The 23,273-nt window shown below is 25.8% G+C and carries 21 protein-coding genes; 19 read left to right on the top strand and 2 right to left on the bottom strand.

Annotated elements, in window-relative coordinates:
* Nucleotides 1-29 precede the first annotated feature (29 nt).
* Complete coding sequence (locus tag QOZ84_RS12360) at nucleotides 30-791, bottom strand: FAD-binding oxidoreductase (RefSeq protein WP_284133273.1); 762 nt, start codon at nucleotides 789-791, stop codon at nucleotides 30-32.
* A gap of 504 nt (nucleotides 792-1,295) precedes the next feature.
* Between QOZ84_RS12360 and htpG the strand changes: the two genes are divergently transcribed.
* The 19 genes from htpG (at nucleotide 1,296) to QOZ84_RS12265 (ending at nucleotide 22,898) form a co-directional block, all read left to right on the top strand.
* Nucleotides 1,296-3,185 carry a molecular chaperone HtpG gene (gene htpG / locus QOZ84_RS12355; RefSeq protein ID WP_284133272.1) on the top strand — a complete coding sequence of 630 codons (1,890 nt, stop codon included), beginning with the start codon at nucleotides 1,296-1,298 and terminating at the stop codon, nucleotides 3,183-3,185.
* A gap of 110 nt (nucleotides 3,186-3,295) precedes the next feature.
* Nucleotides 3,296-4,906 (top strand): NEAT domain-containing protein, encoded by a 1,611-nt coding sequence (locus QOZ84_RS12350; RefSeq protein WP_284133271.1) that lies wholly within the window; start codon nucleotides 3,296-3,298, stop codon nucleotides 4,904-4,906.
* Nucleotides 4,907-4,914: 8 nt separating this feature from the next.
* The gene (locus tag QOZ84_RS12345; protein WP_284133270.1) at nucleotides 4,915-5,514 is read left to right on the top strand and encodes a class D sortase; all 600 of its coding nucleotides are present in this window, start codon (nucleotides 4,915-4,917) and stop codon (nucleotides 5,512-5,514) included.
* 313 nt (nucleotides 5,515-5,827) lie between these two features.
* Nucleotides 5,828-6,499: a response regulator transcription factor gene (locus QOZ84_RS12340; RefSeq protein ID WP_284133269.1), complete on the top strand. Its 672-nt coding sequence runs from the start codon at nucleotides 5,828-5,830 to the stop codon at nucleotides 6,497-6,499.
* Entirely contained in the window at nucleotides 6,496-7,503 is a 1,008-nt protein-coding gene (locus QOZ84_RS12335) for a sensor histidine kinase (RefSeq protein WP_284133268.1), read from the top strand. The genes QOZ84_RS12340 and QOZ84_RS12335 overlap by 4 nt, the downstream gene beginning before the upstream one ends.
* Nucleotides 7,504-7,704: 201 nt before the next feature.
* Nucleotides 7,705-8,472, top strand: a complete 768-nt coding sequence (locus QOZ84_RS12330) for an ABC transporter ATP-binding protein (protein ID WP_284133267.1) — start codon at nucleotides 7,705-7,707, stop codon at nucleotides 8,470-8,472.
* Nucleotides 8,462-10,477, top strand: a complete 2,016-nt coding sequence (locus QOZ84_RS12325; RefSeq protein WP_284133266.1) for an ABC transporter permease — start codon at nucleotides 8,462-8,464, stop codon at nucleotides 10,475-10,477. The genes QOZ84_RS12330 and QOZ84_RS12325 overlap by 11 nt, the downstream gene beginning before the upstream one ends.
* A 193-nt stretch (nucleotides 10,478-10,670) precedes the next feature.
* On the top strand, nucleotides 10,671-11,426 hold the full coding sequence (locus tag QOZ84_RS12320; protein WP_284133265.1) for a MerR family transcriptional regulator: 756 nt from the start codon (nucleotides 10,671-10,673) through the stop codon (nucleotides 11,424-11,426).
* Between the two features lie 43 nt (nucleotides 11,427-11,469).
* Nucleotides 11,470-11,910, top strand: coding sequence for a TraX family protein (locus tag QOZ84_RS12315; protein WP_284133264.1), 441 nt, complete (start codon nucleotides 11,470-11,472; stop codon nucleotides 11,908-11,910).
* Between the two features lie 290 nt (nucleotides 11,911-12,200).
* Complete coding sequence (locus tag QOZ84_RS12310) at nucleotides 12,201-12,929, top strand: CPBP family intramembrane glutamic endopeptidase (protein WP_284133263.1); 729 nt, start codon at nucleotides 12,201-12,203, stop codon at nucleotides 12,927-12,929.
* 268 nt (nucleotides 12,930-13,197) lie between these two features.
* A complete protein-coding gene (locus QOZ84_RS12305) occupies nucleotides 13,198-13,878 on the top strand; it encodes a response regulator transcription factor (protein WP_284133262.1) in 681 nt (226 codons plus the stop codon).
* On the top strand, nucleotides 13,853-14,860 hold the full coding sequence (locus QOZ84_RS12300; protein ID WP_284133261.1) for a sensor histidine kinase: 1,008 nt from the start codon (nucleotides 13,853-13,855) through the stop codon (nucleotides 14,858-14,860). The genes QOZ84_RS12305 and QOZ84_RS12300 overlap by 26 nt, the downstream gene beginning before the upstream one ends.
* 83 nt (nucleotides 14,861-14,943) lie before the next feature.
* Nucleotides 14,944-15,696, top strand: a complete 753-nt coding sequence (locus tag QOZ84_RS12295) for an ABC transporter ATP-binding protein (RefSeq protein ID WP_284133260.1) — start codon at nucleotides 14,944-14,946, stop codon at nucleotides 15,694-15,696.
* Nucleotides 15,696-17,696 (top strand): FtsX-like permease family protein, encoded by a 2,001-nt coding sequence (locus QOZ84_RS12290; RefSeq protein ID WP_284133259.1) that lies wholly within the window; start codon nucleotides 15,696-15,698, stop codon nucleotides 17,694-17,696. The genes QOZ84_RS12295 and QOZ84_RS12290 overlap by 1 nt, the downstream gene beginning before the upstream one ends.
* A gap of 132 nt (nucleotides 17,697-17,828) precedes the next feature.
* Nucleotides 17,829-18,521 (top strand): response regulator transcription factor, encoded by a 693-nt coding sequence (locus QOZ84_RS12285; RefSeq protein ID WP_284133258.1) that lies wholly within the window; start codon nucleotides 17,829-17,831, stop codon nucleotides 18,519-18,521.
* The gene (locus QOZ84_RS12280; RefSeq protein WP_284133257.1) at nucleotides 18,518-19,759 is read left to right on the top strand and encodes a sensor histidine kinase; all 1,242 of its coding nucleotides are present in this window, start codon (nucleotides 18,518-18,520) and stop codon (nucleotides 19,757-19,759) included. Before QOZ84_RS12285 ends, QOZ84_RS12280 begins: the two co-directional genes overlap by 4 nt.
* Before the next feature lie 78 nt (nucleotides 19,760-19,837).
* Complete coding sequence (locus QOZ84_RS12275; RefSeq protein WP_284133256.1) at nucleotides 19,838-20,521, top strand: ABC transporter ATP-binding protein; 684 nt, start codon at nucleotides 19,838-19,840, stop codon at nucleotides 20,519-20,521.
* Entirely contained in the window at nucleotides 20,514-20,723 is a 210-nt protein-coding gene (locus QOZ84_RS12270; RefSeq protein WP_284133255.1) for a hypothetical protein, read from the top strand. The genes QOZ84_RS12275 and QOZ84_RS12270 overlap by 8 nt, the downstream gene beginning before the upstream one ends.
* Nucleotides 20,724-20,852: 129 nt before the next feature.
* Complete coding sequence (locus tag QOZ84_RS12265) at nucleotides 20,853-22,898, top strand: ABC transporter permease (protein ID WP_284133254.1); 2,046 nt, start codon at nucleotides 20,853-20,855, stop codon at nucleotides 22,896-22,898.
* A gap of 75 nt (nucleotides 22,899-22,973) precedes the next feature.
* Here the strand turns inward: QOZ84_RS12265 and QOZ84_RS12260 are convergent, their stop codons facing one another.
* On the bottom strand, nucleotides 22,974-23,249 hold the full coding sequence (locus tag QOZ84_RS12260; protein ID WP_284133253.1) for a hypothetical protein: 276 nt from the start codon (nucleotides 23,247-23,249) through the stop codon (nucleotides 22,974-22,976).
* Between the last annotated feature and the right edge of the window lie 24 nt (nucleotides 23,250-23,273).

The following is a 23,273-nucleotide window of genomic DNA, read 5'->3' as shown; positions in this document are numbered from 1 at the left end:
TTCACTATTATTTTTTAGAATGCTGAAAATTATTCCATATCAGTAGGTTCCCCAAAAAATTCATAATTTATATTTTTTTTATCTACACCGAGATTTATTAATGACTTATTTAAACTCTTCATAAATATAGGTGGGCCACAGAAGTAAAACTCACTATTTAAAGGTACGTTTTTTGATATCCAATCTTCTGTTATGTACCCTGTAAAATCATAATCTTTACCATTGATATCACCTTTAAGTGGATTACTGTAAAATACAATATTTTTAATATTACTAATTTCACTTAGTTTATCAAGGTCATATCTAAAAGCATGTTGTGTACTATTTTGAACAGCCTGTATAAAATATATCTCTCTATTGATTTTTTTATTAATTGATAATTTATATACCATAGACAGTAAAGGCGTTATCCCGATTCCACCTGAAATTAACACAATTGGATTACTTTTATTTTCTTTTAATGTAAACAATCCACATGGAGCCATAGCATCTATCTTATCTCCAATATTTAAATTCTCATGTAAATAAGTGCTTATAAGTCCATTTTGTATTTTCTTTACACTTATCCTATAGATTGATTCATTAGGAGCCATAGATAAGCTATAAGTCCTAAGTTCATCTTTATACTTTGCATCATCAGTTTTTATCTTAAAAGGCAAATACTGACCAGGTTCGTGTATTGGAAGTTTGCTATCATCTACTGATTTAAAGTAAAAAGATACTATATCATCACATTCTTTTACCCTATCAACTAATACTAATTCTTTAAACCCTATCCATTTACTATTCATTTTATACCCCCGTTAATATTTTATAATTTTCTTTTATCTATAATATGTATGTCAAAAAAATGATTTTATTTTGAAAAAGACACCGTTTATAATGATGTCTTTTTCTTACTAATTTTGGATGTACTATTTTATTGTTTGATATTTATTTTGTATGTGATTAATATAAGTAATCATTACTAGTATTAATAGTAACTATTATAATTATATTGTCAATGAATTTTTATGATTATACTTATTATATACTGCATATAGATATAATAAAAAATTTAGTATGGAAGATTGCAACTATATTTATACTTCGTGTATCTAATGTACGTAATGATGATTAATCTTCAATATTTTACTGTTACACAAATTGCAATAATATAGTATTAAAATAAAAAAATTATAAATCTAAATAAAAAATTAGCACTCGATACTTGACACTGCTAACAAAAATGTTACAATAATAATTACTAAGGGATAGTATAAAAAACTAATTTATAACAAGGAGGAGAAAATAAAATGAATCAAAAAGGAAGCATATCAATACATACTGAAAATATTTTTCCAATAATAAAGAAATGGTTGTACTCTGATAAAGATATATTCATCAGAGAACTTATAAGTAATGGGTGTGATGCAGTAAACAAACACAAAAAACTAATTTCATTAGGAGAAATACCAGGGGATAAAAACGAAGAATATAAAATAAATGTATATATAGATAAAGAAAATTCAACACTTGTATTTGAAGACAATGGTATAGGTATGAGTGAAGAAGAGGTAAATAAATATATAAATCAAGTTGCTTTCTCTGGAGCTGAAGATTTCTTCAATGAATACAAAGACAAAATGAATGAGGAAAATGATATAATAGGTCACTTTGGATTAGGATTCTATTCTTCTTTCATGGTATCTAAAAAAGTTCAAATAGATACATTATCTTATAAAGAAGATGCCAAACCAGTAAGATGGATAAGTGAAGGTGGTACAGAATACGAAATAAGTGAAAGTGATAATAAGACTACAAGAGGAACTACTATTACATTATTTTTAGAAGATGATAGTAAGGAATTTTTAGAAGAATTTACAGTAAGAAATATAATAGATAAATATTGTTCATTCTTGCCAGTAGATATTTATTTAAATAGCAATGAAGAAGTACAAAAAGAAAACGAAGAATCTGAAAGCGAAGATAATGAAGTAAAAGAAGTTACTCCTATAAATGATACAAATCCATTATGGTTAAAATCACCAAAGGATTGTACTGATGAGGAATATAAGGAATTTTACAGAAAAGTATTTAAAACATTTGATGAACCACTATTCTGGATACATTTAAATGTAGACTATCCATTTAATTTAAAAGGAATATTATACTTCCCTAAATTAAACAATGAATTTGAACTTGTAGAAGGAAAAGTTAAACTATACAACAACCAAGTATTTATAGCAGATAATATAAAAGAAGTTGTACCAGAATTTTTACTATTACTAAAAGGGGTAATAGATTGCCCAGATTTACCTTTAAATGTTTCAAGAAGTTTCTTACAAAATGATAAAGATGTAAGTAAAATATCTAAGCACATAGTTAAGAAAGTAGCAGATAAATTAAAATCATTATTTAAAAATGAAAGAGAAAATTATGAAAAATTCTGGGATGATATACAAGTATTTATTAAGTTTGGATGCTTAAAAGATGAAGGATTCTATGATAAAGTAAAAGATATAATATTATTTAAAACTATAAACTCAGAATATGTAACACTTAATGACTACTTAGAAAAATGTAAAGAAAAGCATGAAAACAAAGTATTCTATGCAAGTAATGAAGAACAACAATCTCAGTATATAAAATTATTTAAAGACTATGATTTAGATGCTGTAGTATTAGATGCTACGATAGACAACCATTTTATATCAATGATAGAATTTAAAAATCAAGGAGTTAATTTTAATAGAATAGATGCTGATTTATCAGAAGTGTTAAAGGATAAAGAAAGTAAAGAAAATACAGAAGAAAAAGCTGACATAGAAAACTTATTTAAAAACTCAGTAGGTGAGAGAATAAAGACTTACTCTGTAGAGAGCTTAAAAAGTGAAGATACATCTGCTATAATTTTAGTTTCAGAACAATCAAGAAGAATGTCTGAAATGAAATCACAATTTGTAGGAATGAATCTTGGAATGAGCTTTGAAGAAGAAAAAACTTTAGTTGTAAATGACAATAGTCCTATAATTAAAAAACTACTTTCTTTAAAAGACGATGAGAATAAAAAAGAACAAGTATCATTAATTTGTAATCAAATAGTAGACATAGCATTATTATCTAACAAAGAGCTAGATCCTACAGAGTTAGATGATTTTATAAAAAGAAATAATCAACTTATGAATATGATAATATCATTATAGAAAAATCCCCTTTTGGGGATTTTTTACTTTATAAGAAATAAAAATACTATATAATATATTTAGAGACAAAAGGATATTTAAAAGGGGTAACTATTTAGGGGGGATAAATTATGAGTTTTAAAAAAATGAGGAATAAGTGCTTAGCCATGTCACTTACCGTGGTTTTGCTTGGGGGAAATATTTTATTAGTTAATGCTAATGAAAGTATAAATAGCAATAAGGACGCTATTGAAGTAAAAAATATAAATCAGGAATCAAAGGTTAAAATAAGTGAAATAAAAAATAACATAATAATGGAAGATGAATCAAAAGAAGAAAAAGCACTAAATAGAGAATTCTTAAATGAAGTAAGTTACATAGAAGAGAAAGATGGAAAATTAAATTTAAATCTAAATTTTAACAGTAAAATAGATGAAAAAGACAACTTACAAATATTTATAAATGATAAAGAAGTAAAATATGAAACAATATTAAATGAATTAGATAAAGAAAAAACTAGTATAAAATTTGAGATTTCAACAGTAAAAGACAAAGTTACTGTAAAAAGAAATATAGATGAAACAAACGTACCAACTAAGTTTGACGTAGATTTATTGGAAGAAACAATTAAAGAAGAAAATATAAATACATTACCAAATAACCAAAAGGAAGAACAAATAATAAAACCAGCAAAGCAAAATAATGAAAATCAAGTAGAAAAACCTAATGAAAATCAATTAGAGGCTAAAAATAGCACTACTCAAAATGGTAAGCTAAGTGAAGTAGAAAATATAATAATATCTAATGATGCTTTGGTAGAATCAATGGCAAGAGAATCTTTGGGTAAAATAAGTTATATAGAAGAAATTGATGGTAAAACATATGCACAATTAGAATTTGTAAACAGCTTAACTAAAGATAAAGAAATGAATATATTGGTAAATGGAAATCCTGTATCTTACAATACATTATCTAAAGATGTAGACAATGGAAAAATGATAATTAAATATGAAATTCCAAATATAGATGCAAAAACTACTATAAAATGTAGTGTAGATACTTTCGCAGGTGATGTTAAGCAAATTGAATATGATGTAATGTTCAAGAAAGATACTTTAAAGTTTATTAAAGATATAACTTCAATTTCTACAAATAATGTAGATAATTCATTAAATAAGAGTATTAGAGTACCTCGAAGTAATGCAACAATACAGACACCATCATCGGATGGAAAAGTAAGTTCTATAAAAAATAAAGTAAGCTCTTCTAATAAAGAATTTGAAAATATAGGGAATGTGCAATTAAATGAGACAACATACATAGAAGAAATTAATGATAAGACTTATGCTATATTTGATTTTATTGAAGGTGTAGATTCAAACTCAAATATGAGAATAACTGTAAATGATAAACCAGTATCACATGAAGTACTTTCAACGCATTTTGCAAAAGGAAAGATGAGAATTAAATTTGAAATACCAAACTTAGATGCAGATATAGAAGTTAAAAATTATTTAGATTTTAAAAAATCAGATATTAACTATGATGTAGAACTACTAGAAAACACACTAAAAGAGGAACAAGAATCATCAACAACAGAAAAGTCAAATACAACATCACCAAGCATAACAAAACCAAAACTTCCACAAACGGGTATTGGAATAGATGGAGGAATGATAACTGTATTAGGAACATCTATGATAGGAGCTGGATTAGTTTTAACTAAAAAAAAGGATGAATAATTATTACAATGAAAAATAAATATAGAAAAATAATTGGAATAACTCTTATAGTAGTAGGGTGTATTACAGTAGGAATTAGAGTTGGTGGAAAAATTTTATTTGAAAGTGAAAGTAAAAAAGAAGTATATGAATTTTTAGAAAATGACATAGTTAAAAACAATGTATCAAAAGTTAATGATGAAAACATTAGTGTTAAGGAAGTATACAAGAATACAGATGCAGATGATAAAATTGGTGTTATTGAAATACCAGACTTAGGAATACAACATATAATAGTTGAAGGTACTTCAGAGAAACAAATTAAAAAAAATGTAGGTCACTTTGAAAACACAGCTATGCCTGGAGAATATGGAAATTTTTGTTTAGCAGGTCATAGAAATAATTTATACAATGAAGTATTCAAAGGTCTAGCAGATGTTGAAATAGGAACAGAAATAATAATAAAGGCATTAAATGGAGAATTTAGATACAAAATTTATAAAAAAGAAGTAATAGAACCTGAAAATATTAATGTATTAAATCAAGACTTATCAAGGAAAGAAATGACCATGATTACATGTACGAAAGATAGTAAAAAAAGAGTTTGTGTTAAAGCTAGATTAATTTAAATAATAAAACTAGGCAATTAAGCTCTGACTTCGATATTATTAACCTAATTCCAAAAACTTTCGTGTGCAGTTCTAAATCCTAGTACTTTCCTAGGTCTATGACTCATTATTATTAACTCCTTATGATTGTGTTTGTGTGAGAACTACATTTTATCATAAGTTAATTGTAATGAGTCTTTGTGTTGCATTTAATTATACAATCTAAGTTATAAAATATTAATTACCGTAAAAAATGAATATATATATATATATACTTGTATTGAGAAGATAATTAATATATTCTTATAAATAAAAAACTAAAGGAGTAAAATCAGTGAAAAAAGTACTTATTATAGAAGACTCGAAAGTAATAAGAGATGAACTAAACTTACTACTAACAAGAGATGGATATCAAGTGATAGCCCCAGATTCATTTTACAATATTATAGAATACATATTAGAACAAAACTCACATTTAATACTTCTAGACATCAATCTACCAGTGTATGATGGGTACTATATATGTAGAGAAATAAGAAAACACTCAAAAGTACCAATAATAATAGTTACAAGTAGAGATAGCGAAATGGATGAGCTAATGAGCATGAACTTAGGAGCAGATGACTTTGTAACTAAACCATACAACACACAAATTCTGCTTGCTAGAATAAATTCATTACTTAAAAGAACCTACATAGACATGAAAGCTAGCGATATATTAACTTACAACGATTTAAAACTAAATCCATTAGAAGGAAATATAGAAGCTAATGGCAAGATATTAGAATTAAGTAAAAATGAACTAAAAATACTATCATACCTAATAAAGAATAAAGGAAACATAGTATCCAGAGATAAACTTATGAACTACATGTGGAACTCAGATGTTTTTGTAGACGATAACACCTTATCAGTAAATGTAAATAGATTAAGAAAAAAACTAGAAGAACTAGATCTAAATGACTACATAGAAACCAAAAGAGGCATGGGGTACATAATGAGATGAGGCTTATAGATTATTTAAAAGATAGACATTTATTTATAGGAATAAACATTATACTATTTCTATTAATAGCAATTCTAATGGGAATTGTACGAATAGGATTTGGGATAATTCTATTAGTTTTTGTAATATGGTTTAGTCCAATTGTTGTATATATAACAATAGAATATATAAAATTTAAAAATTACTTAAATGAACTAATAAACCTAAATGAACAACTAGATAGAAAATACTTAATATCAGAAGTAATAATAGAACCAAATTTCATAGAGGGAAAAATAATAAATAATATACTAAAAGACACTAATAGGGATATGCAAGAACACGTAAAATACTATAAAAATATGCAAAAAGAGTATCAAGAATATGTAGAAACATGGGTACACGAAATAAAAACACCAATAGCATCAACAATGCTAATTATAGAAAACAATGAAGACATAATACCAAACAATATGAAATATGAACTGAGAAAAGTAGAAGACTACGTAGAACAAGCACTGTACTACTCAAGAAGTAATGAAGTAAGTCAAGACTATATAGTAAAAAGATTTAACCTAGAACAAACAGTAAGAAAAGTAATAAAAAGAAATGCCAGTGATTTTATAAATAAGAAAATAGCCATAGATATAGAAAACATAAAAGGAGAGATATATAGTGACCCTAAATGGGTAGAATTTATTATAAATCAGATAATAGGAAACTCAATAAAATACTTAACAACACAAAATCCTAAAGTAACAATATATACAACAGAAAATGAAAACAATACAATACTAATAATAAAAGACAACGGAGTAGGAATAAATGAAAAAGATTTAAAAAAAGTATTTGAAAAAGGATTTACAGGAGCAAATGGAAGAATATACGCAAAATCAACAGGAATAGGACTATATCTATGCCAAAAACTTTGTAAAAAACTAGGACTACGCATAAAATTAACATCAAAAGAAAACGAAGGAACAGAAGTAAAAATAATATTTCCACTTATAAAAATCACAAAGTAAATTAACTTTGTGATTTTTATAATAGAGAACCTTTTTGCCAACTTAAATATTGATAGTATTATACTTAGCTTAGAGTGTTATCATAGATGTGGCTGTATATCTTACGAAAGTGTAATATAACTGTAAGATATATCAATACTATAATTCTTCAATTTGGATTAGAATACACATATAACAACAAAATTGGAGGATAATTTAAAAATGAAAAATATACTAAATGTTAAAAGTATAGAGAAGTACTATGGGAATAAAGGAAACATGACAAAAGCAATAGATAACATAAGCTTTAGCGTAGAAGAAGGTGAATTCGTAGGAATAATGGGACCGAGTGGTAGTGGGAAAACAACATTACTAAACTGTATTTCTACAATAGATACTGTATCAACAGGAAACATAATAATAAATGATAAAGATATAACAAAACTGAAGTCAAAAGCACTAGATAACTTTAGACAAAATGAATTAGGATTTATATTCCAAGATTTCAACTTACTAGATACTTTAACAGCATATGAAAATATAGCATTAGCACTTACAATAAAAGGTGAAAAAATACCCCAAATAGATTCAAAAATAAAAGAAGTGGCAAAGTACTTAGAAATAGAGCAAGTACTACAAAAATACCCATATCAAATGTCAGGTGGACAAAAGCAAAGAGTAGCATCAGCTAGAGCGATAGTAACAGAGCCATCTTTAGTATTAGCAGATGAACCAACAGGAGCATTAGATTCAAAATCATCTAGACTACTACTTGAAAGATTTGAAATGTTAAACCAAGATTTAAAAACTACCATTCTTATGGTTACACATGATGCTTTCACAGCTAGTTATGCTCATAGAATTCTATTTATAAAAGATGGTAAAATATTTACAGAATTAGTAAGAGGTAAAGATAGCAGAAAAGAGTTTTTCAATAGAATAATGGAAGTGGTAACACTACTTGGGGGTGACGACAACGATGTATTCTAAGATAGCATTTGGTAATGTAAAAAAGAGTTTTAAAGATTATAGTATATACTTCTTAACTCTAACATTAGCAGTTTGTGTATTTTACAGCTTTAACTCTATAGAATCACAAAAGGCTATATTAGAAATGAGTGAAAGTGACTCTTCAAACTTGGAAATGATGATGGGTTTAATATCAACGATTTCAGTATTTGTAAGTTTTATACTAGGTGGACTTATAGTATATGCCAACAACTTCTTAATAAAAAAACGTAAAAAAGAACTAGGTGTATACATGACTTTAGGTATGGGAAAAGGAAAAATATCTACAATATTATTAATAGAGACTCTAATAGTAGGAGCCATATCTTTAGTAAGTGGATTAGCATTAGGATTAATACTATCTCAAGGACTTTCAGTGGTTACAAGTAAGTTGTTTGAAGTTGCTATGACTGAATATCAATTTATAATATCATTTAGCGCTATTGGAAAGACAATATTATATTTCAGTATAATATTTGTAATAGTTATGATATTAAACACTGTTATAATATCAAGATATAAAATAATAGATTTATTAACATCGGGAAGAAAAAATGAAAGTATAAAAATAAAGAATTCTTTAGTATATGTATTAATATTTATAGTTGCAGTTTTAAGCTTAGGGGTTGCGTATAAATTAGTTATAGAAGCGGGATTAGATACTTCTAATCCGAAATTCAAGATATCTATATTACTAGGAGTGATAGGGACAGTATTAGTATTCTTTAGCTTAGCTGGATTTGGACTAAACTTAATACAAAAGAGCAAAAATATATACTTTAAAGACCTTAATATATTTATTCTTAGACAAATTAATAGTAAGATAAATACAAACTTCTTATCTATGTCTGTAATATGTTTAATGTTATTTTTAACTATGGGAATATTATCAACTGGGCTAAGCTTTAAGGATGCTTTGCAAAAAGGGATAGAAAATACAACTCCATTTGATGCAAGTGCTTCAATGTACTTATCTGAAGAAAACAAAATAAAAAGTATAGAGGAGTCTTTTAATAATATAGGTTTTAAGTTTGATGATAATGAAAAGTATGTATATTTCTTCGAATATACAATAGATGCAAAACTTAAAGACATATTTGCTAAAAATATAAAAGATGAACAAAGAAAAAAATTAAAAAAATATGAACAATTTAGCCCTGGTGTAATAACAATATCAGAGTACAATGAAATAAGAAAATTATATGGCGAAGGGCCAATAACCTTAGATTCTAATGAAGTATTATTTACATCTACTAAAAATATTATAATAGATACAGTAAATGATATTTTAAAGTATAATGATAAATTAAACTTAGGAAATAAAGAATATACAATAAAGAATAAAGAAGTTATAACTGATGCAATGCGTACATCAGGTTATAGTGATAATATATTTAGTATGATAGTAAATGATGACGTTATAAAAGGCAAAAACCCTAGTGCATCATATTTGAATATAAATTATGATCCAACTAAAAAAGAAGAAACAGAGAAAAAATATGTAAACTTATTTAGACGCTTTATAGACAGAGAACTTGATTTTGATGAAGCTGGTTTTATAGTTGTAGAGACAAAGGATGAAGCAATTGCTCGCACCAAGGGAATGACTACAACAGTTTTATTTGTAGGAATATATTTAGGAATAGTATTCTTAATATCTAGCATGGCAGTATTATCATTACAACAACTATCAGAGGCAAGTGACAGTGCAGATAGATATAAGTCACTAAAGAGAATTGGTGCTAATGATAAGATGATAAATAAAACAATATTTATTCAAACTCTGATATACTTTACACTACCATTAGTGTTAGCATTTATACACTCTATAGTGGGTATAAAAGTAGTAAATGAATTTATAATAATGTATGGAAAACCAGATATAGGTTCATCTGCATTAATGACAGCAGGAATATTTATAGTTGTATATTTAGGGTATTTTTATGCAACGTATACAGGATATAAGAATATAGTTAAAAATTCATAATATCAGATAAATAATAGTTGGATGATTTTATAAAAAGAAATAATCAACTTATCAATATCATTATAATATAAACAAAGTTACCCACTTTTCTATTAAATAGTAGAATAGTGGGTTTTATTTTATAAAATATTAATTAAAACTATTGACTCTAACATTGTGCTATAGATTATCATTAATTTAGGCGGTGGATAATATGTATATGATAAATGAAGTTTCAAAAATAACAGGTGTTAGCGTTAGAATGTTACATCATTATGATAAGATAGAACTTTTAGTTCCAAGCAAAAGAACTGAGTCAAATTATAGAATGTATAATGATGAAGATATTTCAAGGCTATATCAAATACTAATTTTCAAAGAACTAGAATTTCCACTTCAAAAGATAAAACAAATATTAGATGATAAAAATTTTGATAAAGAAGAAGCACTAAAAGTTCAGCGTAAACTTATATTTGAAAAGAAAAAGAGACTAGACAAAATAATAGATTCAATAGATGAAACTATTGAAAATTTAGGAGGAACTATGAGTAATAAAAACTTTAAAGCATTTGATTATGAAGAGATAAAAAATCACCAAGAGAAATATAAAGATGAAACAGAAAAAAGATATAGAAATAGTGGTGCATATAAAGAAAGCCAAGAGAAAACATCTAATTATTCAAAAAATGATTGGGAAAATATAATGGGAGAGGCAAGCAGTATATATGAGGAACTAGCGAAACTTATGGATAAAAGTCCAAAAGACGAAAAAGTTCAAGAACTAGTTGAGAAATGGAGAAACCATATAAATAACAATTTTTATGATTGTAAAATAGAAATATTTAGAGGATTAGCTTTAATGTACGTTGCAGATGAAAGATTTACTAAGCATATTGATAGGTATGGTGAAGGACTAGCACAATTTTTAGGTGATGCTATGAACATTTACTGCGATAACAACTCAAAATAATAATAAATTATGTCACGCAAACGTGAATTTAAAATTTGATTTTGTGTCACGTTTGCGTGACAAATACACAACTCTTCATAACAATATATTTGCAATTTTAGCACTAGGACTTACTATAATAAGTATAATTGAATACAGTAAAAATAAGACTGGTGTAAGTAAGTTATTGCTAGTTATCTTAGCAATAATATTAATACCATTAGGTATATTTACAGAAGGTGGACTAGTCGTTTTGCCATTTATATTGATAACATATTCATTTAGAGGAAATACTAAGAAGCAAATAATAGGATATATGATATTCTCAATACTTTTATTTACAACTAGTTATAATCAGTATCCTACAGTAAAAGAAACTATAGATATGTTAATGTTCAATGGTGAAAGAGGTATGAACAATAAGTTAAGTAAATATTTATTTTACGTATTTTATCCATTGCACTTATGGTTGTTAGCAATAGTTGAGTTTTATATTAATAAATAAAAATAGATAAAAAACCTGTAACTTAAGTATTCAAGTTACAGGTTTTTTTTTACCTTTCCAAAATGTAAGGCTTTGTAAGACAAATCGATTAGAGAAAATATGAAGTTAATTTATAATTTAATAATAGTATAGAAGCTTTTGGTGGATATACTATTATTAAATTATAAATTGTAGATAAGAAGGTGGTGATGAAAGTAAGGTGAAAATAATGATTTTATTTCAATGATATTTGCGTTATAGGACTTATATAGCGTTTTATAAAAAATTAGATTTATGAAGGAGAAAATAATATGGCAAAAAGTGATTTTTTTAAATTCGAAAATAAAGATGTAGATTTCCCGTTTTATAATGATGATAACTTTAATTTTACAGGTCTACAAAGTCTGTTTCTTATCATTATATCAATAGGTGCTCCTATATTGTTACAGCTAGGATCTAAGTTTATACCTGACTTTATAGAACCTTTTATAGACATAGTTTTACCGTTAGGAGCATTTATGCTTGTAGTTAAATCAGATTGGACTAAACTGTTCAAAAAAGTTCGTTTCAAAGATGTATTATTAGCTTTTGGAGTCCTTGTAGTTAACTTAATAGTTAGTGGAATAGTTGGGATTATAGTACTTAAATTTATAGGTGCAGAAGCGAATCCTGCAGCAAAAGCGATGCAAGCAAACACTATGTTTGAAAATATAATATTCTTTTTAAAAATAGTTCCGATGCTTATTGGAGAAGAATTAATGACAATTATTCCATTTTTAGTTATATTAACATTTGCTAGTAAGAAATTAAAACTTTCTAGAAAGACGTCAATAATTATATCATGGGTTGTAACTGCCGTTATATTTGGACTTCTTCATTTACCAACTTATAATTGGAATCTTGCGCAATCTTTATTAATAATTGGGTCAGCTAGATTAGTTCTTACATTTGCATATATTAAAACAAAAAATATTTGGGTTTCTTCAATGGCTCATATATTAAATGACTGGACTCTTTTCGCTCCACATTTATTTTTATAATAATTAAAATTTAATAAATAATATTAATAGACTAAACCTCTTAAAATAGATATAGGATAAAAGTACCTATAAAATCTATTTTAAGGGGTTATTTGTATATGATTAAAAATAGATTTATAACATACCCTAAAATACATATACTAAAGTATGATGACTTTTATTACCACAAATAGTAATTACTTTATACTGTAATAGTATTATAATTTTATTATTATTTATAGTATTATAAAGGTATAAATAAAAAAGCTATAGGATGTGAAAAATAGAAATGAATAAAATTTTAGTAATAGAAGATGATATAAAGTTACAAAAATATATTAAAGAATATCTAAGTGCATATGATTTTGAGGTAAGTATAATAGAAGATTTTGATGATGTTATTGGACAAGTTGAGCGATTTAATCCTCAAATAATATTATTGGATATAAATCTTCCGAAATTTGATGGATTTTATTTCTTGAAATTAATAAGAAAAAGTTACAAAACACCAGTTATAATACTTTCGGCAAGAAGTTATGAAGGTGAACAAATAAGAGGTATGGAACTTGGTGCAGATGATTATATGACTAAGCCTTTTAGTGTAGGAATATTATTAGCAAAAATAAATGCGGTATTAAGAAGAGTAAATAACACTATTGAAAGTGACGATATTACTTGCGGAAAATTAGTGTTATTTGATGAAAGTATGAAACTACAATATGAAGATACTATTTTAAATTTAACTAAAAATGAATATAAGATTTTGAAAATATTATTAAAAAACATAGGTAATGTAGTTAGTAGAGAAGACTTATTAGAAGCTCTATGGGATGATACAATTTTTGTAGATGATAATACATTGACAGTGAACATAACTAGAGTGAAAAAAAGGTTAAATGAGCTGGGATTAGAAAATATTATTACTACAAAAAGAGGAGTAGGTTATGTCTTTAATGAAATATGCGAGTAAGATTATAAAATCCAAAAAAAGATTTTTAATTACATATTTATTAAATAGTACTATTCTCATATTATTTTATTATTTACTTTATGATAGTAATGAAATTATATATCCTGCATCGATAAGTATATTTATATTAGTTATATATATATTTATTGAAGGATTTAGATTTTACAAATTTGAGCAAATTCTTAACGATGCTAAGAACAGTTCTAATTTGAAATTAAACAGTGATGATATTACTGAACATATGGTATTAAGTATAATCAATAAAATACATGTAGGGTATAACAATAAGATATATAAAATGAAAAATGAATTTAAAGATAGAAACATATTGTTTTCACAGTGGATTCATAATATGAAAACTTCAATTACAGTAATAGACTTAGCGAGTGAAAGATGTAGTTTAGATGAAAAATCAAGAGTATATGTACAAGATATAATGGAAGAAAATGATAAGTTAAAAAAGAACTTAGAAGAATGTTTGAATGTTTTAAGATTAGATGAATTTGCAACAGATTACATACCTGAGAGAGTTAATCTAAGTGAAATTGTATCAAATGTAGTAAACCTAAAAAAAAGAGATTTTATATATAAAGGTATATACCCTAAAGTTGATATTGATACTAATAAAGAAATATACACAGATAAAAAATGGTGTAGTTATATAATAGAACAAGTAATATCAAATTCAATAAAATACTCTATACCTAATGAAAATAAAAAAATTTATATATCTATGTGTGAAAATGCAGAGGAAACAATTTTAAGTATAAGGGATGAAGGAATAGGAATAAGTGCAGAAGATATACCAAGAGTATTTGACCCATTTTTCACAGGGTATAATGGTCGAATCGATAGAAATGCAACGGGTATAGGTTTGTATATGGTAAAGTATATTTCTCAAAAAATCGGTCACAAAATAAGCATAAATTCAAAAATAGGGGAATGGACAGAGTTTAAAATAACATTCCTTTCTAAAATGTAAGGTTTTGTAAGGTAAATGCATTTGTAGTTGTGTATTTACCTTTTATAATACTTAAATAGAGTATACTAGGAAGGACAATTTTAATGGAAATAATAAAAATAGATAATGTGGTTAAAGTTTACAATGCTTATAAAGATGCTAAGGAAGCTATGGCATTAGATGGGATAAATATAAATATTAAAGATGGAGATTTTGTTGGGATAATGGGTCCAAGTGGAAGTGGAAAAACCACACTTTTAAATATGTTATCAGGTGTAGACAAGCCGACTTCTGGAGAAATTATAATAAAAGATCAAAGTATTAATGACATGAGCAAAGATAAACTAGCATTGTTTAGAAGAAAAAATATTGGATATATATTTCAAGATTTTAATTTGCTAGATAGTTTAACATTAAAAGAAAATATTGCAATACCACTTATATTAGACAAACTAAATCCAAATGATGTGGAAAATAGGGTAAAAGAGCTTATGAAATTATTTGATATATATGATTTAGCAAATAAATATCCATACAATGTATCAGGAGGACAAAAACAAAAGGTGGCTGTTGCTAGAGCTCTAGTAAATAATCCGAGTGTTATTTTTGCGGATGAACCTACAGGAAATTTGGACTCAAAGTCAACTAGCAACATAATGAATATTATATCAAATATAAATAAAGAAATTAAAAGTACAGTACTTATGGTTACACACGATCCTTTTGCTGCATCTTTTTGTAATAGGATTGTTTTTATTAAAGATGGAAAAGTTAAAATGGAAATAGCATCTTCTGGAAATAGAAAAGATTTTTTTGACAGGATATTAGAAGTTCAAAGTGTTATAGGAGGAGAATAATGAATTTTTCAACTATTATACGCAAAAATTTAATTCACAACTTAAAGAAATATTTATCTATGTACTTTATAAATACAGTAGTTGTAGCAATGTTGTTTATGTATGGAAGTTTGATATTTAATTCTACTGTAATAAACCAAAAATTGAAAACATCTTTATATTCAAATATACATATTGCACTTTTAGGACTAATATTATTTTCAGTGGTGTTTATAACATATAGCAATTTCTCGTTTTTAAAATATAGAGGAAAAGAATTTGGTATTTATTTTACATTAGGGATGACCAGTAAGGATTTGAGCAAGCTTCTATTTGCTGAAAATTTAAGTGTTTTATTACTTTCTATAGTATCAGGGATAATAAGTGGTAGTATATTTTCCAGGTTGTTTTACATGGGAATTAATAAAATATTAGTAAGCAATCCTGTTAAATTTGAGTTAAGCATTGAAAGCCTTTTATTAACTCTTTGTATATTCGTAATAATATTTTTATGTAATAATATTTTTAGTATTATATATATAAAAAAATTATTGATAATAGATTTATTTAAATGTCAAAGTAAAAAAGAAGCTAGTAAAAATAATGTAATATTGGGTTTCATAGCTATACCAGTGCTTATAATTTCTTCATATTGTTTTCCAAAAGTATTGTTATATTATGATTCTTACATAAAAATATATTATGAATCTATTTTAATTGTACTAATGTTAATATGTATTTATGTGAGTATTGGTAGCAGTTTAGATATTATCAAATTTATAATTAAAAAATTTCCTCAAACATATAATAATAATATTTTAGTTTTATCAAGCTTATACCATAGATTTTTAGGCTTTAAAAGTACTATATATATAGTTTCTATATTAATAGCAGGAGCTGTATTTTTTTCGGGGATTACGTATTCTATATATGTAATGACACGTTCTGAAATAGATGTAAGAAATCCTTATGATATATTATTTATTGAAAGTGATAAATTTAATAAGGTTAAAAAAAATGAGATTATAGATTTGATAAAGAGTAGTGGTAGTAAAATACAAAAATATAGTGGGTTTGAATATATAGATATATTAGAATATAGATATAAAAATGGAAAATTAAATTTATGGAGAGATAATTCAAGTATAATTAGCGAAAGTAATTATAATAGACATATGAATAGCAAGCTAGATATAAAAAAAGGTGAAGCTGTTAATGTATCTTCTTTGAAGCAAGAATATAAATTTGATTTTCCGGACACTGTATTGGCAATAGATAAAGATAAAAAAATATTAAAACTTAAAAAAAGTAAAATAAAAGAAGTTGAAGAACCATTCACAAATGTTTGGTTATCTAGTGAATTTTACTCTGGAAATGCATTTGTTTTAAATGATGATGACTACAATATAATAAAGAATGATGCAAGTAAAAGTAAAATAAAAAAACAACATTTGATAAAGGGAGATATAAATGAAACAACATTTAATCTGCTATTATCAAAATTAAGAGACATCAATAAACTAGATAAATCTTATTGGAGAGAAGCTGTTATTGATTCAAATATGATTGGTGATAAAAGAGGAGTAAAAGAAGCTTATAAGCCTATATATAAAAAACAACAAATTAATTTAGAGATAGAAAATAATGCAATGGCATTTTTCACTATGGGATTTATAGGAATATTATTTACAGTTACTTCGGGAATAGTTTTATACTATAAGGTTTTATCTGATATTGAAGATGATACACAGAGACTGATTTCATTAAATAGAATAGGAATTACAGATAAGGAGATTATTAATATAATTACTAAAGAAATGGCAATTACTTTTACTTTGCCTATGCTTGTAGGTGGAGGAATAGGATTTTATTTATTATATATAGTAAATTCTATTAGTCCAAGAGTAGAAGCTTTAATGGAAAAGTGTGTTCTTATATTTTTAATTTATTTATTAATTTATGTTGTATTATACTTAATTAGCAGAAAGAAGTATATATTTGAAATTAAAAATAGAATTTAAATAAACTAGGACTCTTGGTAATTCAAGGGTCTTTTAACATGTATATAAATATGATATAGTTTCTCTAAAAGAGAGTATATAAAATAGTATGGGGTTGATAAGTTGAAAAAAATTATAATAGGGAGAGCAAAAATGGGGAATATTTTACTTTTAGAAGATGATAAATCACTAAATCGAGGGATAAGTTTTAAATTAAAAAAAGAAGGTTACAACGTAAATACAGCTTTTAATATAAAACAAGCAAAAGAAATTTTTGAAAATAATGATATAAACTTAATAATTTCAGATGTAGGGCTTCCGGATGGAAATGGATTTGAATTTTGTGAAGAAATAAGAAAAAGTAGCAATGTACATATAATAATGCTAACAGCTCTAGATCAAGAAATAGATGTAGTAACTGGATATGATATTGGAGCAGATGATTATATAACAAAGCCATTTAGCTTAATAGTATTAATATCAAAGATAAATGCATTTATGAGAAGAATAGAAAACTCTAGCATAGAAAATTTAATTTCGTGTGGTAGCTTAAGTTTAAATTACTCAGAAAATAAATTAAAAAAAGAAAATGAAGATATAATACTGAGTAAAAACGAAACTAAATTATTAAAATATTTAATGGAAAACTCATGCCAAATAGTAACTAAAGAGCAACTCACGAAAGCTCTTTGGGATATAGATGGAAACTTTGTTGATGAAAATACTGTAGCTGTAAACATAAGAAGGCTTAGACAAAAAGTAGAAAATAATCCATCTACTCCAGATTATATAAAAAATATAAGAGGTGTGGGATACACTTTTGAAAAGAGGTGTACCAAAAAATGATAAATATAATAAAGAAAGAGCCATTATTTAAAAAACAAGTATTTTTTATTTTAATAAGTACAATCATCATGTTTGGTATATTTACAAGTTTTCAGTATAAGAACCTAACTAATATATATTTACAACAAAATGAAATAAATAAAAGACTAGTAGGTGCATTGGTAACAATACACCCAGAATCAGAAGTTGATATAGTAAAAGCTATATATAGTCCAGAAAAGAGTTACTCAAAGTTAGGAGAAAAAACTTTAGACAAATTTGGATATAATAAAAGTTATAGCATGAATGAAAATGTAAATTTTGAAAAATATTTGAATTATTTCCTGGTAAATAATTTGATAGTTTTTGTGGTATTACTTTTTTTAGTGATGTTTATAGTATTAAATTCAATAAAATACATATTTAATAAATTATTAAAGGTAAATAGGGACATAGAGAAGATAATAAATGATGACTATAGCCTTGAAGAAGATTTTAAAGAAGAAGGAATTTTTTGTAGGATTTATTCGGATTTAAATAAATTATCTAGAAGTTTAAATTTAAAAGTAAACAATCTTGATAAAGAAAAAGAAGAAATAAAAGAATTAGTAACTGATATATCACATCAATTAAAAACTCCTCTAGCATCATTGAAATTATACAATACATTATTACTAGAAGAAGATATGGATGAAGAAGATAGAATAGAATTTTTACAAACTAATGAAATGTCTATAAATAAATTACACAATTTGATAGATTCACTAGTTAATATATCTAGATTGGAAACTAGTATGATAAGCATTAAAAAGGAAAATAAAAGTATAAAAAACACATTAAATAAAGCAATAAATAGTGTGAAAGTAAAAGCGAGTCAAAAACATATAAATATAAATCTAGTAGATTTTGAAGATGAATATATACCTCATGATTCAAAGTGGACAGAGGAATGTATTTTTAACATATTAGAAAATGGAGTTAAATATAGCGATGAGAATAAAGATATAAATGTATCTATTGAAAAAACTATTAACTTTTTTAAAATTAATATAAAAGATAATGGTATTGGTATACATAAAAATGAATTTAATAATATATTTAAACGATTTTATAGAAGTGAAGAAGTAGCACAAGTAGAAGGTTCAGGGGTTGGGCTTTATTTAAGTAGAAAAATATTAGAAAGACAAGGTGGAAATATTATAGTATCTTCAAAAAAAGGGCAAGGTAGTAAATTTTCCTTATTCCTTACAAGAGTGTAAGACGTGATGTAAGCGTTTTGTAAGACTTAAAATGTATTATTAAATTATAAATAATACAAAGACAAGGGGAAAATAAAAATGAGTATATTAAAAACTACAAGTTTAAAAAAATATTATGGTTGTGATGAAAGCTTAGTAAAAGCAATAGACAATACTAACATAGACATAAAAGAAGGGGAATTTGTAGCAATAGTAGGTAAATCTGGTTCTGGAAAAAGCACATTATTACATATGATAGGTGGACTTGATAGACCAACAGAGGGAAAAGTGTTTATAGATAAAAGTGATATATTTTCATTAAAAGATGAGCAACTTGCGATATTTAGAAGAAGAAAAATAGGATTTATATTCCAATATTACAACTTAATACCATCGCTTAATGTATGGGAGAATATAGTGCTTCCTATAGGTCTTGATAATAAAAATGTAGATAATAAATTTGTAGATGATATAGTTACAGCACTCGGACTACAAAGTAAAAAACAATCTCTACCTAATACCCTATCAGGTGGTCAACAACAAAGAGTAGCAATAGCAAGAGCTTTAGCGAGTAGACCTTCTATAATTTTAGCAGATGAGCCAACTGGAAACTTAGATTCTAAAACTTCTGATGAAGTTATGAGCTTATTAAAAACTATGATAAAAAAATATAATCAGACTTTAGTTATGATAACTCATGATGAAACTATAGCACAAATGGCTGATAGAGTAATATATATTGAAGATGGTAAGGTGGTAAGAGGTGGTGTTATAAATGATTAATACTACTAAAATAGCTAAAAATAATTTAAAGCAAAATAAATCAAAGAGTATATTAATTATTATAACAATATTATTATCAACAACTTTGTTAGCGGCAGTGGGAATGACTTGTGTGGACTGTAGCTACCAAAATAAACAAAGGACTATAAAATACTGTGGAACTCAACATGGTGTTTACACAAAAATAGATGAAAAAAAATAGGAAGAGATAAAAGCTCATGCAGATATTGAAAATACAGGAATAATAAATGGATTAGGAATCAAAGAGTATGAAGATGAAACTAAAATAGGTATATCATATATAGACGATAAAGCTAGTGAATTTAATAATATGAAAATTATACAAGGAAGAGCACCAAGTAGTAGAAATGAAATAATGATAGATGAGATTGGTTTAGAAAAATTAGGATATGAAAAAAAGATAAATCAAAAAATAAAGATAGACTATGAAGATAATACAAAAAAAGGTATCACAAGTTCTGAGTTTATAGTTAGTGGAATTATGGAAACTAGTGAAATGGCTAAGGTTAAAAAGATGTTTCCTGGTGTTGTTTCAAAAGAATATATGACATCAACAAGAGATATGAGTAAAGAAAATTTCAATGTATTTTTTAAGATTAAAGGTGTAGATAATTTATCAGGTGAAGAAATAACCGCTAAAATAGAAAAAATAGCAAAAGACTTAGAAATACCTAAGGGTAGCGTTGGAGTAAATGAAGATTACATAAATACATTAAAACCAGATAATGAAGTTATGATGTGGGGAGGAATAATAAGTATAGTAGTTATATTATCTAGTATATTAGTTATTTATAATATATTTTATCTTTCGATAGTAACTAAAGTACAAGAGTTTGGAAAACTTAGAGCAATAGGAGCAACTAAAAGTCAAATAAAGTCTATTGTCCTTAAAGAAGGAATGATGTTATCACTAATAGCAATACCTGTAGGAATTGCTTTAGGATATATCATAAATGAATTTATATTAGGAATGATATTTATAACAGATGCTAGTATATCTAAGTTGCCAATATCAATAGGAGTAGCTTTGATAAGCTTTATAACTGTATTTATATCATTATTAAAGCCTATGAAGGTGGCATCTAAAGTTTCTATAATAGATGCAATTAGATATAACGGTGAAGGAAATTGTAGTGATAAAAGTAGAAAAGGGTATGAAAATATAAATTTAAAAAGACTTTCTTATGCTAACTTAAAAAGAAATAAAAAGCGTACATATGTAACTATATTATCATTATCATTAAGTGGGATAATATTTATAGTTATGGCAAGTGTGATGAATAGTATGGATGCAGAAACGATGGCTAGAGAGAACTTCCCATATGATATACAGATAGATTTAGCTGGATACACTTTGGGAGATGATGATAGCCCTAGTACTGAAATTAATATACTACAAACAAAAAATCCTTTAGGTAAAGATTTTAGAAATCAACTACTAAATATAGATGGAGTTACAAAAATAGAAAACTCTAAAGAATTAAAGGTAGAAACGAAAGACTATGAAACAGAATATAAATACCATAATTTAAGTAGTGTAAATGAAAATGATTTAGAAAATATGCAGTTGTATTTAGAAGATGGAAAAATAGACCTAGAAAAGTTAAAATCAGGAGAAGAAGTAATTATAAGTCAAGTTGAATTTGCAAAAGAAACGGGAGTAAAAGTAGGAGATAAAATAACTTTAACTATATATGATGGAAATAAAAAAATAGATAAAGAATTTAAAGTTCAAGCTATAACATCGGCGTATGGAACATTTGTAATTCATGATGATGCTTTTGAAAAAATAGTAGATGTTGATTCTACAAATAAAATTGGAATTTATGTAGATGAAAATAAATATGATGAAATAAAAGCTTATATTAAAAATTTAGATAAATCAAATGGATATATAGAATCTATTTATATAGATGAGCAACTAAAATCTTATGAATTAATTATTGATGCAACTAAAGTAATAGGATATAGCTTAGTAAGTGTAATAGGTGTAATAGGTTTTATGAATTTAATAAACTCTATGATAAGCAGTATAATAACTAGAAAAAAAGAATTAGGTATGTTGCAAGCAATAGGGTTAACTGATAAACAATTAGTTAAGATGTTAAATATAGAAGCTATGTTTTATACAGGAGTTATGTTAGTTGCTTCTCTAACATTGGGGACTGGGTTAGGGTATATAGCAGTTCAAGCATGTAGAAAAGCTGGTATGTCATATGCAGTTTATACTTTCCCTATAGTTCAAGCCAGCATTATGATAGTGTGCGTAGTGATTACTCAATTATTATTAACTTACTTAATAAGTAAAAACTTTAATAAAGAATCATTAATTGATAGAGTTAGATATAGTGAATAAAAAGATAGAATAGTTAAAAATAATGATAAAAGGAGTTATCCAAAAGATAGGATAACTCTTTTTATAGTAGTGAAATTAGTCAATTAACATAAAATCTATATGTAAAAAACCTTCTTTTACACCATCTACTTGAACTTCTCTAAGTAGGCATTTTTTTATATCACCATTTAAATTTAACTCTACTACATCATGACTTTCACCAGATTCTATCATTCTAGCAAAGTCAGTTTTATATATTTCTATAGGGATACTGTTTTCTAATTTAGAACTATAAATTACAGCAGGTATATAACCTCTAGCTCTAACTAGTTTAGTTTTTTCGTTTAAATCTCTACTAACTACATTTAACATAATAAATTATTCCTTTCGTATACA

Source organism: Romboutsia sedimentorum (assembly GCF_030131845.1).
GTDB classification, from domain to species: domain Bacteria; phylum Bacillota; class Clostridia; order Peptostreptococcales; family Peptostreptococcaceae; genus Romboutsia_D; species Romboutsia_D sedimentorum.
The sequence above is the reverse complement of the archived record's forward strand: the minus strand, read 5'-3'. Positions and strand labels throughout refer to the sequence as shown.

Excerpts from the sequence above, each read along its gene's own strand:
- QOZ84_RS12265 (WP_284133254.1), top strand. The coding sequence starts at position 20,853 with ATGAAAATTATACAAGGAAGAGCACCAAGTAGTAGAAATGAAATAATG.
- QOZ84_RS12270 (WP_284133255.1), top strand. The coding sequence starts at position 20,514 with ATGATTAATACTACTAAAATAGCTAAAAATAATTTAAAGCAAAATAAA.
- QOZ84_RS12295 (WP_284133260.1), top strand. The coding sequence starts at position 14,944 with ATGGAAATAATAAAAATAGATAATGTGGTTAAAGTTTACAATGCTTAT.
- QOZ84_RS12320 (WP_284133265.1), top strand. The coding sequence starts at position 10,671 with ATGTATATGATAAATGAAGTTTCAAAAATAACAGGTGTTAGCGTTAGA.
- QOZ84_RS12330 (WP_284133267.1), top strand. The coding sequence starts at position 7,705 with ATGAAAAATATACTAAATGTTAAAAGTATAGAGAAGTACTATGGGAAT.
- QOZ84_RS12305 (WP_284133262.1), top strand. The coding sequence starts at position 13,198 with ATGAATAAAATTTTAGTAATAGAAGATGATATAAAGTTACAAAAATAT.
- QOZ84_RS12280 (WP_284133257.1), top strand. The coding sequence starts at position 18,518 with ATGATAAATATAATAAAGAAAGAGCCATTATTTAAAAAACAAGTATTT.
- QOZ84_RS12345 (WP_284133270.1), top strand. The coding sequence starts at position 4,915 with ATGAAAAATAAATATAGAAAAATAATTGGAATAACTCTTATAGTAGTA.
- QOZ84_RS12300 (WP_284133261.1), top strand. The coding sequence starts at position 13,853 with ATGTCTTTAATGAAATATGCGAGTAAGATTATAAAATCCAAAAAAAGA.
- QOZ84_RS12290 (WP_284133259.1), top strand. The coding sequence starts at position 15,696 with ATGAATTTTTCAACTATTATACGCAAAAATTTAATTCACAACTTAAAG.
- QOZ84_RS12325 (WP_284133266.1), top strand. The coding sequence starts at position 8,462 with ATGTATTCTAAGATAGCATTTGGTAATGTAAAAAAGAGTTTTAAAGAT.
- QOZ84_RS12275 (WP_284133256.1), top strand. The coding sequence starts at position 19,838 with ATGAGTATATTAAAAACTACAAGTTTAAAAAAATATTATGGTTGTGAT.
- QOZ84_RS12335 (WP_284133268.1), top strand. The coding sequence starts at position 6,496 with ATGAGGCTTATAGATTATTTAAAAGATAGACATTTATTTATAGGAATA.
- htpG (WP_284133272.1), top strand. The coding sequence starts at position 1,296 with ATGAATCAAAAAGGAAGCATATCAATACATACTGAAAATATTTTTCCA.
- QOZ84_RS12285 (WP_284133258.1), top strand. The coding sequence starts at position 17,829 with ATGGGGAATATTTTACTTTTAGAAGATGATAAATCACTAAATCGAGGG.
- QOZ84_RS12350 (WP_284133271.1), top strand. The coding sequence starts at position 3,296 with ATGAGTTTTAAAAAAATGAGGAATAAGTGCTTAGCCATGTCACTTACC.
- QOZ84_RS12310 (WP_284133263.1), top strand. The coding sequence starts at position 12,201 with ATGGCAAAAAGTGATTTTTTTAAATTCGAAAATAAAGATGTAGATTTC.
- QOZ84_RS12260 (WP_284133253.1), bottom strand. The coding sequence starts at position 23,249 with ATGTTAAATGTAGTTAGTAGAGATTTAAACGAAAAAACTAAACTAGTT.
- QOZ84_RS12360 (WP_284133273.1), bottom strand. The coding sequence starts at position 791 with ATGAATAGTAAATGGATAGGGTTTAAAGAATTAGTATTAGTTGATAGG.